At 47.4% G+C, this 17,312-nt stretch carries 14 protein-coding genes; 4 read left to right on the top strand and 10 right to left on the bottom strand.

Annotated features, from left to right (window positions below):
* Window positions 1-218: 218 nt before the first annotated feature.
* Both glmU and QUB70_RS27050 read right to left on the bottom strand, forming a co-directional pair.
* Entirely contained in the window at window positions 219-1,607 is a 1,389-nt protein-coding gene (gene glmU / locus QUB70_RS27055) for a bifunctional UDP-N-acetylglucosamine diphosphorylase/glucosamine-1-phosphate N-acetyltransferase GlmU (RefSeq protein WP_332984601.1), read from the bottom strand.
* A gap of 12 nt (window positions 1,608-1,619) precedes the next feature.
* Window positions 1,620-1,928, bottom strand: a complete 309-nt coding sequence (locus QUB70_RS27050) for a hypothetical protein (protein WP_332984599.1) — start codon at window positions 1,926-1,928, stop codon at window positions 1,620-1,622.
* Window positions 1,929-2,220: 292 nt separating this feature from the next.
* On the opposite strand from QUB70_RS27050, the gene QUB70_RS27045 reads away from it, so the two are divergent.
* Both QUB70_RS27045 and QUB70_RS27040 read left to right on the top strand, forming a co-directional pair.
* A complete protein-coding gene (locus tag QUB70_RS27045; protein WP_332984598.1) occupies window positions 2,221-3,267 on the top strand; it encodes a hypothetical protein in 1,047 nt (348 codons plus the stop codon).
* 30 nt (window positions 3,268-3,297) lie between these two features.
* Window positions 3,298-4,122, top strand: coding sequence for a sulfurtransferase (locus QUB70_RS27040; RefSeq protein WP_332984597.1), 825 nt, complete (start codon window positions 3,298-3,300; stop codon window positions 4,120-4,122).
* A 222-nt stretch (window positions 4,123-4,344) separates the two neighbouring features.
* On the opposite strand, the gene QUB70_RS27035 is transcribed toward QUB70_RS27040, so the two are convergent.
* The 7 genes from QUB70_RS27035 to rfaE2 all read right to left on the bottom strand — a co-directional run bounded on the left by QUB70_RS27035 (window position 4,345) and on the right by rfaE2 (window position 11,676).
* A complete protein-coding gene (locus QUB70_RS27035) occupies window positions 4,345-5,817 on the bottom strand; it encodes an MBOAT family O-acyltransferase (protein WP_332984596.1) in 1,473 nt (490 codons plus the stop codon).
* A gap of 421 nt (window positions 5,818-6,238) precedes the next feature.
* Entirely contained in the window at window positions 6,239-7,777 is a 1,539-nt protein-coding gene (locus QUB70_RS27030; protein WP_332984595.1) for an ATP-binding protein, read from the bottom strand.
* Complete coding sequence (locus tag QUB70_RS27025; protein WP_332984594.1) at window positions 7,774-8,793, bottom strand: ATP-binding SpoIIE family protein phosphatase; 1,020 nt, start codon at window positions 8,791-8,793, stop codon at window positions 7,774-7,776. Before QUB70_RS27025 ends, QUB70_RS27030 begins: the two co-directional genes overlap by 4 nt.
* Before the next feature lie 409 nt (window positions 8,794-9,202).
* The gene (locus tag QUB70_RS27020) at window positions 9,203-9,601 is read right to left on the bottom strand and encodes an anti-sigma regulatory factor (protein ID WP_332984593.1); all 399 of its coding nucleotides are present in this window, start codon (window positions 9,599-9,601) and stop codon (window positions 9,203-9,205) included.
* Window positions 9,602-9,733: 132 nt separating this feature from the next.
* Window positions 9,734-10,138, bottom strand: coding sequence for an STAS domain-containing protein (locus QUB70_RS27015; protein WP_332984592.1), 405 nt, complete (start codon window positions 10,136-10,138; stop codon window positions 9,734-9,736).
* 56 nt (window positions 10,139-10,194) lie between these two features.
* On the bottom strand, window positions 10,195-11,064 hold the full coding sequence (locus QUB70_RS27010) for an STAS domain-containing protein (RefSeq protein ID WP_332984591.1): 870 nt from the start codon (window positions 11,062-11,064) through the stop codon (window positions 10,195-10,197).
* Between the two features lie 117 nt (window positions 11,065-11,181).
* The gene (rfaE2, locus tag QUB70_RS27005) at window positions 11,182-11,676 is read right to left on the bottom strand and encodes a D-glycero-beta-D-manno-heptose 1-phosphate adenylyltransferase (RefSeq protein WP_332984602.1); all 495 of its coding nucleotides are present in this window, start codon (window positions 11,674-11,676) and stop codon (window positions 11,182-11,184) included.
* 788 nt (window positions 11,677-12,464) lie between these two features.
* Between rfaE2 and hpsJ-B the strand changes: the two genes are divergently transcribed.
* Window positions 12,465-13,295, top strand: coding sequence for a hormogonium polysaccharide biosynthesis protein HpsJ (gene hpsJ-B, locus QUB70_RS27000; protein ID WP_332984590.1), 831 nt, complete (start codon window positions 12,465-12,467; stop codon window positions 13,293-13,295).
* A 90-nt stretch (window positions 13,296-13,385) separates the two neighbouring features.
* Complete coding sequence (locus QUB70_RS26995; protein ID WP_332984588.1) at window positions 13,386-14,303, top strand: glycosyltransferase family 2 protein; 918 nt, start codon at window positions 13,386-13,388, stop codon at window positions 14,301-14,303.
* A 421-nt stretch (window positions 14,304-14,724) separates the two neighbouring features.
* Here QUB70_RS26995 and glgB read toward each other — a convergent pair whose 3' ends face one another.
* A complete protein-coding gene (gene glgB, locus QUB70_RS26990; RefSeq protein ID WP_332984586.1) occupies window positions 14,725-17,016 on the bottom strand; it encodes a 1,4-alpha-glucan branching enzyme in 2,292 nt (763 codons plus the stop codon).
* Between the last annotated feature and the right edge of the window lie 296 nt (window positions 17,017-17,312).

Genomic DNA, 17,312 nt, shown 5'->3' with positions numbered 1-17,312 from the left:
CCCTCATTCTCTCCCGGCGCGGTGGCTCTAGTTCTTCTTTTGCCACCGTTCTCATCTTTAGTTAGTCTAAACTACAGGATATTACGCAGAAACCGGGTTGTTGGCCAAAATCTCACGCGAGTGCGCCATCACTCCCGTTATAAAAACCCGGTTTCTTTGGTATCGAGCGCGCAAGTCCCGATGGGTGGGAACTCCTCATCAAAAAAGTGAACAATCGTTCACTTTTTTGGTTCTTTCAACTTCCAACCTGGTTTGACAACTTGCCGGGAACGGGCAATTACTAAACAGTCATTCGGCACATCGTCTGTCACCACAGAACCCGCCGCTACAGTAACATCTTCCCCCAAAGTTATCGGTGCAACCAGCACGCTGTTGGAACCAGTTTTAGTGCGATCGCCTATTTGAGTTTTGTGCTTGTTTTTTCCGTCGTAATTCGCCGTAATCGTCCCAGCACCAATGTTGACTTTTTCTCCCAAAGTCGCGTCGCCTAAATAAGACAAGTGAGCGACATTAGTGCGATCGCCGATTTGAGTATTTTTCAATTCTACAAAATTGCCGACGCGACAGTTCGCCCCAATTTCTGCGTGTCCCCGCAAGTGTGCGTAAGGGCCAACTCGCGAATTTTCTGCGACAATACTGTCAGAAATTACCGAATAAAGTACAGTTACGTTTTCCTTAATTTGACTGTTTTCGATCAAACTGCCGGGGCCGATGCGACTCCCAGAGGCGATCGAAGTTTTTCCCCGCAAGTGAGTTTGCGGTTCAATTACCACATCCGGCTGCAACTCTACGGTATCGTCGATCGTAATGCTGCTGGGATCTATCAGCGTCACTCCCGCCGTCATCCACTTGTCCTTTACCCGCGTTTGCAAAATATCGCAAGCTGTGGCTAAATGTTTGCGATCGTTAATTCCCAATATTTCTTGATAATCTTCCACATCCACCGCCATCACCGGACTGAGGAAATTTACCGTATCAGTTAGGTAATATTCTTTTTGGTCATTGTCTGCCTTCAATTCTGGCAAAATTTTCTCTAAATCGGGCCAGTGAAAACAGTAAACACCTGCATTAATTCGGTGATTTTGCTTTTGAGCTTGTGTGCAGTCGCGGTCTTCGACAATTTGCTGGACTAAGTTTTGACTGTCGGTAAATACTCGCCCGTACCCTTGGGGATTCGGCAAATTAGCTGTCAATAAAGTAGCAGAGTTTTGGTGCTGTTTGTGAACAGCCATCAATTGTTTGATAGTTTCTGCCCTCAGCAAAGGTACATCCCCATTTAAGACTAGCAAGTCTCCTTGAAATCCCTCTAAGTGAGGCAGCAATTGTTGGATGGCGTGACCGGTTCCCAATTGTTCGGTTTGTTCGACAAATTCTAGGGGAGGAGATTGAGGATTGTTCCCCGATATTTCTTGACCTCGAATCAGAGATTCTTTAACGAGTTCGCCTCGATAACCGACGATGACAAGTCGCCGGGAAATTTCAATTTCTTGACAACTTTGGAGGACTCGCTCAACCAGCGATCGACCGCCCAATTCGTGTAGAACTTTGGGCAAGTCAGATTTCATGCGCGTGCCGCGTCCAGCCGCTAAAATTGCTATTGCTATCATTGTGCGATCGAGTTATTTGCTATAAAAACTTGAATATTGACTAACTGATGATATCACTCGCTGTCCGCCGATGGCACTGCGATCGCATAATTTTTTAATCTCAAATCTCAAATCTCGAATCCGCGCGATCGAGGCTTTTTCGAGCCGGATGTCGGGAAAGAGGGGCGATGCTTGCGGTTCCACTCTTAGTATCCTAGCGATATCTGGCCGCTGAACGAGAAGACTTGCATTCCTTACTGCAAACTTGAGTTCGGTTCGATCGTTCGGAATGCAAGTCCTTCCCCAAGGGATTCGAGGAGGAACGAGAATGATAATTTGCACAACAAAGCTTGAATTTACCAAGATATATTATACTATTCGTTGAATTTCAGTTAGGGTGTTTTCAACTAAAAAAAACTATGGTTTCTGACTTTTTCATTTTTTCTGCCTTCTATAGCAATCGCGCCCGACGGTTAAGACGTTCCTAATTGCGGAAAGATCGGCTATTATATTGATTCTGACTTCACGGCGCTAAATAAATAAACCATTCTGACTTTTTTTATCCGTTACATCCGTTACGCAATCCATTGCCGAACTTCTACCTTCTAGATTCTGCATTATCAGGTGTCCAGCTATGACAGAGCTTAATTTTCAGGAACTTGCCAAGCAGGGAAATCTCGCCACTGCGATCGCATCTTCGCTCAACAGCCAGTTGCAATCAGAAGGGATCGCAGCCTCCGCGAATCTCTACGGCGACTGTTTGGATGTAATTCTTGAGGCCGAGCAAGTACCGAGAGAAGATACATTAGTTGAGTTTGTGCGGAGTCAACTGACGAATTTGCAGCCGGATTCGATTCGCAAAGTGAAGGTTGAAGGCCGAGAAAGCGGTCAGATTGCTGCTGCTTGGAGTCAGGAGTTTAGTTTGGAGAGCAGCACTTTGGAACGAGAGAGCTTTGCGGGAGAATCTGTGCCAAATACTGCGGTTGCTAATATCGACGATCGCACAGAGATGGAGAGCAATATTCAGGAGGAGAAATCGCCGGAATTTGCTGTATTTGAGAAGCGGCTGCGATCGACTTTCATTGTAGTCGGGCTGGTGACGGGTATGTTGGCGATCGCCGTGGTGGCGTTTGTCGGTAAAATTTTGAACGAGCCGACAGCAACTGCGGGCAATAATCCAGATGAAACAGCGACTCCCGCAACTGCACCGGATACTTTTCGAGAGGCGGTTAACAGCGCAGTTAAAGCAGCCGAATTAGGGCGATCGGCAAAAACTAAGGAAGATTGGACGACCGTTGCCGATCGCTGGCAAGAAGCGGTATCGTTGATGAGAAGAGTACCCGTCTCTAGCTCCAACCATCAACTAGCTCAGACAAAAGTGAGCGAGTATCAGAAATATCTCCTTTACGCTCAAGAATCAGCAGTAAATCCCCCACCGCCAAGTCCAACTCCCGCAACAGCAGAAAAAGCACCTTCGGAGAAAGCAATTCCTAAGAAATCTAATTCGGAAAAAGCAGAACCCGAGAAAGCAATTCCTAAGAAATCTAATTCGGAAAAAGCACCTTCAGAGAAAGCAACTCCTAAGAAATATAATTCGGAAAAAGCAGAACCTGAGAAAGCAACTCCTAAGAAATCTAATTCGGAAAAAGCAGAACCTGAGAAAGCAACTCCTTCTCGATAGACGTTAGTTAAAGCACACTTTTGAATATTTATGACTGACAATAATTTGATTGTTTCTCCTGAGTGGTTGGCCGCCAATACCGAAAATCCGCAAGTTATAATTATTGACTGTCGGTTTTCCCTCGCCGACCCAGAATCTGGACAAAAACAATATCAAGAAAGTCATGTCCCGGGAGCTTTCTATTTAGATTTAAACCGCGATCTCGCGAGTGCTGTTGGCAAACACGGCGGCAGACATCCGCTGCCAAATATTGGAGAATTAGCTGATAAATTGAGCGCGACCGGCATTAATTCACCAGAAACTTTAGTCGTCGCTTATGACGATTCGCGGCTGGCTTTTGCAGCTCGTTTGTGGTGGCTGCTGCGATATATGGGACACAGCAAGGTTGCTTTGTTAGACGGGGGTTTCAGCGCCTGGAAAGCGGCAGGATATCCTGTAACAAATACTTTGCCAGAACCCCGCGAGGGTAAATTTGTGACCGAATTGCAGCGGGATTTGGCGGTAGATATTGAGGCTGTAAAAGAGCGCAAAGACTTGCCGGACACGGTTTTGGTTGATTCGCGAGAAAGCGAGAGATACGCAGGTTTGCGGGAGCCGATCGACCCCATTGCAGGTCACATTCCGGGTGCGGTAAACTATCCTTGGCAAGAGGTGACGGATGAAACGGGAAAAGTGCGATCGACCTCCGAACAAAAACAGCGGTGGACGGAATTAGAAAAAGCCGAAGAAATTATTGTTTATTGCGGTTCCGGGGTGACGGCTTGCGTTAATTTGCTGTCTTTAGAAATCGCCGGAATTCCCGATGCTAAACTTTATGTAGGTAGTTGGAGTGACTGGTGTTCTTATCAGTTGTAGGGTGCGCTGAAGAGCACCAAAACACCAACTAGATTCGGCGGTTGAAACCGCGACTACACAAACGATGTCCGCCTCCGCGGACTGAAGAAAAGTGGGCATTGCGCACTTTACGGGGAATCAAATGGGAATCAAACTTGTCTTCAAGCCACGGAGGTGGGTTTTGTCTGTATAGACGCGGTTTCAACCGCCCGGTTTCTGTATAGGTGCGATTTCAACCGTCTTCTAAAAATCAAAATAAATATAAGGCAAACCGCCCTCGGGAGCCAACACCCAAACCGCATACAAACAAAGCGGCACCAACACCAATTTCACAGGCCAATTTAACTCCAATTTCAAACCCCGACTCAACGCATAATTCCCCAGCATCGCCGCAGCCAAAGCCGCCAACATCCAAGTTAAATGTACTCTTTCCAAACCCAAAGCTTCCACATAAACCTTATTAGCAAACTGCACGTCAGCAGCGTGTCCCCACAAATGCGAAATCGCCCACCCAGAATCCTTTAAATCGGGAAGGCGGAAAAATATCCAACTACCAAAAACCATCGCCTGAGTCAACAGCCAACCGATCGCAATGCCGATCGGATTTTCCCACAAAAACTCCATCCGCAATCGCTTAAACAGCACATCAGTCAGCCTGTGAACCGCCAAAGCTAAACCGTGTAAACCCCCCCACACAATAAATCCCCAAGCCGCCCCGTGCCAAATTCCCGCAATTAACATGACGATCGACAAATTCAGACAAGTGCGCCACAAACCGACTCGCGAACCCCCCAAAGGAAAATACAAATAATTCCGCAACCAATCCCCTAAAGTCATGTGCCAGCGCCGCCAAAAATCGGCGATGCTGGCACTAAAATAAGGAAAATCAAAATTGGGTGGCAAATACCAACCCAGCAGCAAAGCAGTACCGCGCGCCATGTCAACATAGCCGCTAAAATCGAGATAAAGTTGCAGCCCGTAAGCAAAAATCGCCAGCCACAAATCCTCGCTACCCGCCCGCTGCAAATTGGTAAAACTTAAATCGACATAAATTCCCAAGTTATCTGCGAAAAGACCTTTTTTTACTGCACCGAAGGCGATCGTCCAAAGTCCCTCAGAAATGCGATCGGGCGTCGGAAATTCCTGAGTTTTCAGTTGATAAATCAAGTTGTGATACCGAGTAATCGGGCCGGAAATCAGTTTCGGAAAAAACAACTTGTAAGCAGCAAAATTTAGCAGGGAAGTCGCAGCCGGCGCGCCTCGGTACACGTCAATCAAATAAGCAATGCACTCAAAGCAAAAGAAACTCAATCCCAAAGGTGCGATGACATGAGTTTTCACCCAGTCAGCCCCGTCGAGAGCAAAAGGCCAATTTAACAAAGTGCCGATCGAACTCAAGAAAAAAGGCACATACTTAAAACCCAGAAGCAGCAACACATTCAGCCCAATTCCTATCCACAGCAGCAACAAACGGCGGCGGTTCCAAGATTCATTAGCAATCCGCCAATCCAGAGGTTCCCCAATCGCCATCGCCAAGCAGTAGTTAAACAAAACACCGATTAACAGCAAAGGAATGTACCAAATTTGCAGCGAAGCGTAAAAAATTAAACTACCCACCAGCATGATAAACAACCGCCACCACCTGAGCGGAACCAACCAGTAAGCCGCGAACAAAACTAACAGAAACAGGGCATATTGAAGGGAGATGAAAGTCATACCATTTTAGATTTTAGATTTTAGATTTTAGAATTGGGAATGGCTTATTTTGTATGGGTTGGGATCTTATCTAAAGACAAGACGGCGGTTGAAACCGCGTCTATACAAACGATGTCCGCCTCCGCGGACTGAAGAGGATAACCTAATTTAACCGTCTGGTCTTCAACCCGCGGAGGCGGGTTTTGTTTGTGTAGACGCGGTTTCAACCGCCCAGTCTTCTGAGAACTATATTTTACAGCACAAATGTTAAATGCTGTTGCAAATTAAATAAACTTCGTTTTTGTAGACACGGTTTCAACCGCCATCTTATCTATCTTGAAATTATCTGCGTCGATCTGCGTTTATCTACCTTACATCTGCGGTTGACCGGCTCTATCAAAGATTTATGCCATAACTCTCAAGACTAGCCGATCGGCAACCTTCAGCACCGTTGGCGACCTCGATCGCAGTACAATGAATTTCTGCCAGCAAGTTTTTCAGCAAATACCGAAAAATTATCTTCCTTCTCCACAATCAAAACTTTTGCTGCTGAATCCGGCGCAGGCGATCGAGAATTTGCGATCGCCTGCGGTATTTCATCCCCCTTAGCAGCGGATATTTCCCAAGTGTTTTCTCCATCTCCAGCATAGACGATCGGCAGTTTGACCAAAAAAGTCGAACCCGTTCCCAGCGAACTTTTTATTTCAATGCTTCCCCCCAAAAATTCTGCCAGTTTTTTGCACAGAGACAATCCCAATCCGGTGCCTTTGACGCCCTTCTGCAAGGGATTTTCGAGTTGGACAAATTCTTCAAAAATCCGCGTTCGATCGGCTGGGGGAATGCCGATGCCCGTATCTGCTACTGAAAAAGTAACTGTTCCCTCCTCTCCTATTTCCGCAGCAACTCGAACTTCACCTGCTTCGGTAAATTTGAGGGCATTAGAAATCAGATTTCGCAAAATCTGAGAAACTTTTCCCTCGTCGGTTGTGAGGGTTGGAAGTTCGAGAGGATCTTCAAAAATTATAGAAACGGCAGAGTTTTGGGGAAGCAGGGGGCGCATCATTCCTCGCAACGCGCTGAACAAATCTTCAACTTCAAAATCAGCCAAGCGAACCGTTAGTTTTCCGGCTTCGACTTTGGCTAAATCTAACGAGTCGTTGACAAGTTCTGCGAGAGACTCGGCGGATTTGTAAATGTAATTTACTTGCTTGTCCTGTTCGGCTGAAAGTTCTCCGTCGAGGCGATGTAACAATATTTCGGAAAGGCTCATAATTGCCGTTAGCGGAGTGCGAAACTCGTGGCTCATATTGGAGAGAAAGCTGGTTTTGAGTTCGCTGGCGCGCCGGAGAGATTCGGCCTTGTCGTTCAATTCAGCGTAAAGTGCCAGAACTCCGCGATTGGTATCTTCTAGTTGTTGATTTAATTGTACGAGTTCTTCTTGACGCTGGCGGAGTTCGTCTAAAGTACGCAGTAATTCTTGATTTTGCTGCTGAATTTCGGCATAGGGATCTTCGGGAATTTGGCGCGCTAGTTTGTCAACTAATTTATTTAGTTCGATCGCACTCAGCGCGGGCATATTTTTGGAAAACTGTTTAATTAATTGTACAGCCGTTCCGCGATCGGGCCGAGAGTCTATTTTCACTTCGTCCATCAACCGTTTCGCTGCTGCTAAACCGAGTCCCGCGCCGGTTTGCGATCGAAAATTGGGGCCCAACACAGCCGGTAAATCAGCAATTCCCGGCCCGGTGTCGGAAATCCGAGTCCGAAAAATTTGGGGCGATTCCCCTTCCACAATGAATTCTACCTTGCCACCGCCTGCATATTTAAAAGCATTGCGGGCAATTTCGGAAACTGCTGTGGCGATGCGGGTTTGTACTTGGGAATCGAATCCCAGCCATGCGGCAATTTGGCGAGCTCTTTGGCGTACTTGTACGATGTCTTGTTCAAAGCGGACTTCCGTCGTCAGGATTGGGTAACTCACGCTGATTCTCTCACCTTGGCTACTATAACTGTCATGTCATCGCGAGTGCGTTTGAAGTCCCGGTAGAGCACGGCTGCGATTAAAGCAGGATGTTTGGAAGCTAAACCCGGGTAACGGTTTAAATTCCACTGCGCCGCCAAACCGTCGGAGTGCATGATGAGTAAGGACTGCTGCGACCAAGGATAGACAAATTCTGCTACTTTTCGCATCATATGTCCAACTGTGCCGTTGTAGGAAACCATGCTGCGGCTTTGGTTATCTGTGACAACTACACCGCTGATGTTGCCAATTCCGGCAAAACAAATTGTTTGTTGGGTACGATCGATTTGGGCGATCGCCGCAGCCGCTCCTCTGGTATTTTTTAAAGCAGCGTGCGCCTTCTCTAAAATTGCTTTCGGCCCCAGTTTAGCGTTTTCCTCAAATACGCGCACTGCTTCCTGAGACGCTTCCTGGGCCAAATCCCCGTAGCCGAGCCCGTCTGCAACTAAAATCAGGTTTTTGTCCAGATGATTTTCCGCAGCCCAGGAATCCCCGCAAATTTTCTCTCCTGTTTTGGGCAAGTGAACGACTCCAAATTCCAAGTAATTGCTGTTTTGGGAGGCTTCCCGGCTGTTTTGGGTCGGGGAGAGCCGCATTAATAAGGCTGTCCCCAGTTTCGGTACAGAATGAATATCAAAAAAATTAGAGAGGCGTTTAATTGCCCCCAGTCCGGTTCCCGGGCTTCCCGCTGTAGAAAAACCGTCCCGCATACACAGCGCGACATTTGCCATTCCCTGCCCCCTATCTAGCGCTAATATTTCAATGCTGTATCCTGCCGCTGTTTTTAATGTTCGCAGCAAAAGTTCTCCTTCGCGGGCGTGCTTGACCGCGTTTTTTGCTGCTTCGGTGGTAACAATTGCCACTTTACCGCGATCGGTCTCGTTAAATCCGACTTCCGTCGCGAGGGCGACTGCGATTCGCCGCGCTTCTCCGACTTGACTTTCTTCTGTTACGGGCAGGGCTACAGCATCTATCATTTTTTTATAGTTCTAATCTTAAGCTGGCACGCATTTAAAGATTCATTAGTCATTAGTCATTGGTCATTGGGCATTGGGCATTGGGCATTGGTCATTGGGCATTGGGCATTAGTCATTGGTCTGATTGCATAAATCTTTGATTGATTGCGAAACCGCAGATGCAACGCAAATGCAACGCAGATAATTTTAAGATAGTTTGCGACTTTGGCAAGAGGTATATTAGTTACAAGAAAGCAGTCAAGCGTGAATATTTCCCCCCTCTCCCCCTCTCCCCCTCTCCCAATCTCCCCCTCTCCCCCTCTCCCCCTCTCCCAATCTCCCCTTCTCCCCATCTCCCCCTCTCCCAATCTCCCCCTCTCCCAATCTCCCCCTCTCCCCCTCTCCCAATCTCCCCCTCTCCCAATCTTCCTCACCGCCAGCGGACGATCGCAATTTTAGTCCCCTTACCCACTTTGGAAACAATCTCAAATTCGTGCATCAACCGCTTAGAACCACTGAGTCCCAAACCCAAACCCTGATTAGAAGTATAACCGTCAGTCATTGCCAATTCGATGTCTGGAATTCCCGGGCCCTTGTCTTCAAATATCAGCCGCAGCCCTTTGCGACTACCTAATTGGAGCGTTTCGAGAGTTACAGTTCCCCCTTTGCCGTAGTCTACAGTATTGCGGGCGAGTTCGCTTGCTGCGGTAACGATTTTTGTTTGGTCTACTAAACCGAATCCCATTGCTACAGCCCAAATTCGCACTTGCTGTCGGACGTGGACTATATCGGATGACGATCGGATTTCTAGTGTCTCACGTTTTGACATGGCTACTCTACCAAAACAGAACTTCTCGACAAAACATAGGACTTACGCTCATCCACCCAGTTTCTTGTCAGCAATCTTGAGTTTGTCAACAAGCTATCTACAAACACACCAGATTTCATTACTGCCTGTGCCTCAGTTATGGGACGATTTATCGACTGCTCGCGCATTCTCGTTAGGAGAAAAACCCAAGGATTTTCGCAACAAAATCATGCCCTTTTCAACGCTTAAAGCTGTGCGGACTCCTGTCAGGGAAAGCCCCAACTCAACGAGCGTGATCGCAACCGCTGGCTGCATCCCGACCACAACTGTTTCAGCATCTAAAATTCGCGACATACTAGCGATATTGTTGATGATGCGACCGATAAAAGAATCTACTATTTCGAGGGAAGAGATTTCTATTAAAACACCTTTAACGCCTGTTTTGACGATGCGGTTTGTCAGGTCGTCTTGCAGCGTCATTGCTAAGCGATCGTGCATATCCACTTGAATTGTTACTAGCAGAAATTCTCCCATTTGAAGTATCGGTATCCGTTCCACAAATCCACCTCTATTTGAATTTTCACTTAATTTTTTAGGCCAAAAGGCCAATATTTTTATTTTTCCTCTTGAAGATTTCTTATAGTTAAACCTTGGCGCTGCAAAGCGACTTTAAAAGCATCTGCTAAAGTCGCTTTTGTCAGAATATCTTGCAAGTCAACTCCCAAGTGAACTATGGTTTGAGCTATTTGCGGGCGAATCCCACTGATGATGCACTCAGTACCCATTAAACGGGCGGCGGCGACAGTTTTTAATAAATGTTGAGCGACTAAAGTGTCAACAGTCGGCACGCCTGTAATGTCTAAAATCGCAAATTCTGAGCCGGTTTCCATGATTTCCTGCAACAGAGTTTCCATGACTATTTGAGTGCGGGCGCTGTCGAGAGTCCCGATCATGGGTAATGCGAGAATTCCTTGCCAAAGTTTGACTACGGGTGTTGACAATTCGAGCATTTCTTGCTGCTGGCGTTCGATGACTTCTTCGCGAGCTTTGAGAAAGATTTCTGTCACCCAAAGGCCTAGCTGGTCTAATAAACTGGTGGAAAGCCAAAGTTGTTCGACAAGTGCGTCGCGGTTTTGTGTGAGTTCGTGACAAAGCCGATCGAACAATGGCTTTTTGAAGCATAAAATGAAACTCGCTATCTCTGAGGGAGTAAAGCCTCTCTGAACGCGCGATCGCGAAACTTCTGCTAGCAGCAGTCGCATATTTTCCCATTCGGGTGTCTGGATGTCGCTAAAGTTACCGTGCCCGACTGCAATGTGGAGCAATTGCAGGAACTCTTGACACTCGGAGCGCAATTCTTTGGCTCTCATCAAGTCGTCCCGCCGCAGCCCGGTATTTTGCAGTTCTTTGAGCCAATCTGCTAGTAGCTCTGCTTTGTGTCTTTGTATGATTTCCGCGATCGTGTTATTGCTTGTGAGTTCCATTGAAATTATCTCCTGCGTAACAATTGGGATGAAGTTGTACGAGCGATCGCACTAAGAGTATTTTTTGATGGGGCAACTTCTGAGTTTAACTTACTGTTTGCTATTTGCGATCGAGGGTTAAGTACCTAACAGCAAAATGCGTTTGACGATCGCGCTGGTAGAACTCGGAACTTCTATTTCGATCAAGGAAATCTTGCCGCCTCCGGCGATAACAGCCGGTGCTTCCGGCAGAGTTTCGACTTGATAGTCGCCTCCTTTAACGTATATATCTGGCTTCACGATATTTATCAGTTTAGTTGCTGTAATCTCGGAAAAAATTACTACCGCGTCTACTGGTTTGAGGGCAGCTAACACTTCGGCTCGCTGATTTTCCGGTACGATCGGGCGGGGCGGCAATCCCGGCTGCTGCGGTTTGATAGCTTGCACGCTGGCGTCGCTATTCAAGCCCACCACGAGCGATCGCCCCATATTTTTTGCCGCCTGCAAATAGCGGACGTGACCGCAGTGCAGGATATCGAAGCAGCCGTTAGTAAACACGATCGGACGCCACTTGTCCGGATCGGATGCGATCGCTCTTTCAAGTTCTCTCAACGTGTAAACACCAGAAATCATTGCAGTCACCACCAGCAAATTTGAATAGCGATGAATCATCCTACCAAAAAATGTGAGACAATAGCACCTTCGCCATTAAAAAATAAATCACTCAAGCTGCGAATAATAGTAGCGGGCAATTACTAATTGACAATTAGTAATTAGTCACTCTTAAGCAAGAAGGAAGAAGCAATAATGCTATAGCGGGGAAGCTAAGCTTCACAGAAGGAAAAAGCAAAAAACAGCTACACGAGTAGCTGTGACTGCCGTGTCGTGAATCAAGCTAATTGGAGGTTAAAAAGGTTGAGAAACAATTATTTATTCCAGCCCTCTCTTATATCAATTACTATAAGACAGGAGATTTTGTGCCACTGCCTCTGGCTGGCGGGGAGTGGGAGTCCTAGGGGGGTCAAGCCCAACGAAACGCGATCCTCCTGTGTCTGTTATTTCTGACACCGCCGCGAGCGAAAGCTAGTTAAAAGAAGGAACCCAAGCGTGCAGAACTCATCTGTACCCTGCATTCGTCAGACTCAGGCTTTCGCCAGCCGTTGCTTGGTGCAGTTTCTGGGCGCTATCTTGACCGAGCTTTACAGCCACCCCAGAAGCGCGCCGCCTCCTGTACCAAACTCTGCATACCCGTGCAGAAACTCGACCCTTTGGGCTCGCAACCGCAGCCTGTGAAAAGCCAGGGGAAAGTCGAGGTAAGTACCCGAACGAGCTATTTTGGTGGAAAATAACTTAACTCGTTCAACAAAATTCAGTCAACTACCCTCTTGAATCTAACGGTGTAGAATTATCTAACAGGAATTATGAAAGCAACTAACAGCCGTCAATTTTCTTCAGTAGCTGCTCGAACTCTAAAAGTAGTCGGGATTATCTTGATTCTCTCTGCTTTGCTTGACTGCATTGTTCTGTCGCTGCCGGGAGAAACCTCCGACATTCTCAATCGAGGCTGGCAGTTGGCCGCAGCAACTCAGATAGTTGACCGGGGCATTATTCCTTTGATGGGTATAGCCATGCTAATGACAGGCTTTTGGGTGGACAGCAGCAGTGGAGTCTCGATTGAGCGCCGCAATGTTTGGGTTGACTTGCGATTCTGGGCGCTATTGATTTCCAGCTTGTTAGGGCTAATTTACCTGTTGCTGGTTCCCGTTCACCTCAACAATACTCGTTTGGAACTCAAGGATGCTCTAGTTCAAGTGGATAAAGAAGCCGGACAAGCGGAAGGTCAACTAGAGGCGCAAATTAAAAGCGATCAGTTTAAAGCTCAGGTAGAACAGCTTAAAAGCCAGCGCCGCAGCCAGATAGGCGCGCTGCTGCAAGACGACGGGAAGCTGCAACAAGCACTCAAGAGTCCAGATGTTCCCAAGGAATTGAAAGCTGTGCTTCAGGAGTCGAAAAATGACCCGAAAGCCCTCGACAATTTCCTCGAACAGCAAGCCCAAGAACTGCCAAATCAAGCTCGCAACGAGATTCGCACCCGCAAGCAACAAAAAGAGAAAGAATTGAGAACTCGATCGAGAAATTCGAGTTTGCAGACGGGAATCAGCAGTTTGCTGTTAGCGATCGGCTACATTACTGTTGGTTGGACTGGATTGAGAAGTATGGGAATTCTGCGGTTCGGCCGTCGCAAAATGTGATCGGTGCTGGCAGGGATCGCGCAATTCGAGACATCCCTGAGAAATAAATACTTGATTTGCCTGATAGTTTGCCCTTACTGAAAGCTGGGAATGTTCTCAATTTATATTCTGACTTACAACGAAGAGATTGATATCGCCGCTTGCATTGAATCGGTACTGCTTTGTGACGATATCATTGTAGTTGATTCTTTCAGCAGCGATCGCACCCTTGAGATTGTTCAGAACTATGCCGTGCAAACAGTGCAGCACCGCTTTGAAACTCACGGACGCCAGCGGACTTGGATGCTCCAAGAAGTCCCGTGCAAGCACGAATGGGTTTACATCCTCGAAGCTGACGAGCGGATGACGCCTGCACTGTTTGCTGAATGCTTAAAGGCGATCGAAAGTCAAGAATATATCGGCTATTACGTAGCTGAAAAAGTAATATTTATGGAGCGCTGGATTCGCCGCAGCACTCAATATCCCCGCTATCAAATGCGCCTGTTTCGCAAAGACCGAGTATGGTTTACTGACTACGGTCACACAGAACGGGAAGTCTGCAACGGGCCTACTCATTTTTTGAAGGAAACCTACCCTCACTATACTTGCAGCAAAGGTCTTTCCCGCTGGATTGAAAAGCACAACCGCTACTCGACTGACGAGGCGGCTGAAACTCTCCGACAATTAGAAGCGGGTCAAGTAAATTGGTGGGATTTATTGTTTGGCGCATCGGAGGTGGAAAGGCGCCGCGCTTTGAAGGATTTTTCTTTGCGCTTGCCTTTGCGGCCTGTCGTGCGCTTTTTCTATATGTATATCTTACTCGGCGGATTTCTTGACGGTCAAGCGGGATTGGCTTGGTGCACGCTGCAAGCTTTTTATGAATATCTAATTTTGCTGAAAGTTTGGGAAATGAAGCATATGCCGCTGCCAAATTTAGACGCAGTGGAGGAAAAGTCTATTTCGGAAGTAGTAACAGTTGAGCAGTCTAAAGTTTCTTATAATCTTGGCGCTTCCGATACTCGAAATTAAAAATTGGTAATCGGTAAGTTATTGTAGTTATTGTAGGGTGCGTCAGGGGGCTGAATGTGACGACCACCTACTCAAGAATTCCCCCCCCCTGACGCACCCTACTAGCTAGACAAGATTGCATTCCCAAGCTTTGCCAATCAGGAAATTATCTGCGTTTATCTGGGTTTATCTGCCTTTCATCTGCGATCGATCGATCAAATATTTATGCAATTGCTCGTCTACTCAAGAATTTCCCGGCACTCTACGGGCTAAAATCTAAAATCTAAAATGGTATAAATCCCATTAAGGATATTCGGCAGAAAAACAAAACATAAAAAAACCCGGTTTCTTGGATAAACCGGGTTTCTGAATACCCTCAAAGTTTTACGATTAAGAAAGTTTTGATTGTTAACTCACAACTCTCACAACTCAAAACTCAAAACTATTGAGAATTACGCCGCGCTGTTTTTTCGCGATCGATCTTTAAAATCAACACACCCAAAGGCGGCAAACACAAGTCGATCGAATAAGGGCTGTTGTGGAACCACCACTCATCAGTCCACTTGCCCCCCAAATTCCCCATATTGCTGCCGCCGTACTCCCGCGCGTCGCTGTTAAACAACTCCGTATAGAAACCCGGTTCCGGCACTCCTACCCGATAGTGAGAGTGCGGCTGCGGCGTAAAATTGCACACCGTCACTACAAACTCGTCGCCATCCTTCTCTCGGCGCACAAAGGCCACCACGCTGTGCCGGTTGTCGCTGCAATCAATCCACTCAAACCCTTCCTCAGCAAAATCTTGACTGTAAAGTGCCGTTTCGCTGCGGTACAAATTGTTCAAATCCTTAAAAAACAGCTTCAACTTTTGGTGCGGATCGAATTGCAGCAACTGCCACTGCAAATCTCCCCAAACGTTCCACTCGTGCCACTGGCCGAACTCCATCCCCATAAATATCGTTTTCTTTCCGGGATGAGCAAACATAAAAGTAAACAAACACCGCACGTTTGCAAACTTTTGCCATTCGTCCCCTGGCATTTTTCCGATGATGTGGGCTTTGCCGTGGACTACCTCATCGTGGGACAAAGCCAGCATGAAATTCTCGCTGTGGTTGTACCACATACTGAAAGTTATGTTGTTCTGGTGGAACTGGCGGAACCACGGGTCCATGTGGTAATAGTCGAGCATATCGTGCATCCAACCCATGTTCCACTTCAGGTTGAAGCCCAAACCGCCTACATAGGTCGGCCAAGATACCATCGGCCAAGAGGTTGATTCTTCGGCGATCGACAGCGCACCTGGGAAATAGCTAAAAATGACGTGATTAGCCTGTCGCAGAAAATCTGCCGCTTCGATATTTTCCCGGCCCCCGTACTGGTTGGTCAGCCATTCTCCGGGTTCGCGGCAGTAATCCAAATAAAGCATCGAGGCCACCGCATCTACGCGAATCCCGTCGATGTGGTACTTGTCAAACCAGAACAGAGCATTTGATACTAGGAAATTCCGCACTTCGTTGCGGCCGTAGTTAAATACTAGGGTTCCCCACTCTTTGTGCTCGCCCTTGCGGGGGTCGGCGTGTTCGTACAAGTGAGTTCCGTCAAAGAAAGCCAAACCGTGGCCGTCTTTCGGGAAATGTCCCGGTACCCAATCCACTAATACGCCAATGCCGCTGGCGTGGCACTGGTCAACAAAATACATGAAATCTTCAGGTTTGCCGTAGCGGGAAGTTGGGGCGAAATAGCCGGTGACTTGATAGCCCCAAGAACCGTCGAAAGGATGTTCTGCCACTGGCAGTATTTCGATGTGGGTGAATCCCAAATCTTTGACGTAGGGAATCAGCCGATCGGCCAATTCCCGGTAAGTCAGAAAGCGCGCCCCGGGATTCAGTTCCGAAACCTGCACGGCGGGTTCTATTTCCCCATTTGGTAGCACGGCGGGTTCGTCAGTAGCAGCGTGCAGCCAAGAACCGATGTGGCATTCGTATACCGAAACCGGCTGCGTCAGTTGGTCTGTATGCCGCCGCTTTTCTATCCAAGCGCTGTCGTTCCAAGTGTAGGTGCTTAAGTCGGTGACAATTGATGCTGTTTTGGGCCGCACTTCTTGCTGGAAACCGTAAGGATCGGATTTTTCGTAGGGATGTCCGTCTTGGTTTTTCACTTCGTATTTGTAGGAAGTTCCCACTTCGAGTCCCGGAATAAATAATTCCCAGATCCCGTTATGAGATTTCCGCATTTGATGTTTGCGACCGTCCCAATAGTTGAAATCGCCTAAAACTGAAACGTTGCGGGCATTTGGAGCCCAAACGGCAAAATATACTCCTGTGATGCCGTCTACTTCGGTGAGGTGCGCCCCCAGTTTTTCGTAAATCCGGTGGTGGTTGCCTTCTGAGAATAGGTGCAGGTCAAATTCTGTGAGTTTGGGCGATCGAAAGGCGTAGGGGTCGTAAATAAAGCGTTCGTGTTCTCCTTCTTTCACCCGCAGTTGATAGTTTGCTAGTTCTGGGGTTTCGATCGTACATTCAAAAAAGTGAGGGTGATGCTCTGATTTCATCGGGTATTCGGCCCTGGCCTCGGGCAAAACTACCGATACCGCATCCGCATTCGGCAGATAAACTCGGACGGCCCAGACTTTTTTGCCATTTTCTTCGATCGCGTGGGGGCCTAGCACTTCAAATGGATCGTGGTGCTGATTCCAAACAATCCGGTCAATTTGTTCAAAGGGGACGGTCGCGGGCATAAAACTACCTACCTGAATCTTTTAACTAAATGGCTTTCAAAACCTAGAGCGGCGCTGCACTTTACATTTCGATACATTTTTGATCGCTAATCCTACCACTGATTAGCATGATATTGCCGGCCAGGACTCCAGCGCGCGCGCTGGAGCTCTGACCGGCAATGTTATTACCTTGCCTGCGGCCCAGCTAGGGTTTTACTGCTAACTTCTAAGTATAGAAATAGTGAACTAACCTGACGGTCAACTGGGTACAGTTAGACCGCAGGCTTCTTTTTCCTTTTTTGCAAAGGCTTTTTTGA

Origin of the sequence: Microcoleus sp. A003_D6, assembly GCF_036702825.1 — a bacterium.
GTDB lineage: Bacteria > Cyanobacteriota > Cyanobacteriia > Cyanobacteriales > Microcoleaceae > Microcoleus.
The sequence above is the reverse complement of the archived record's forward strand: the minus strand, read 5'-3'. Positions and strand labels throughout refer to the sequence as shown.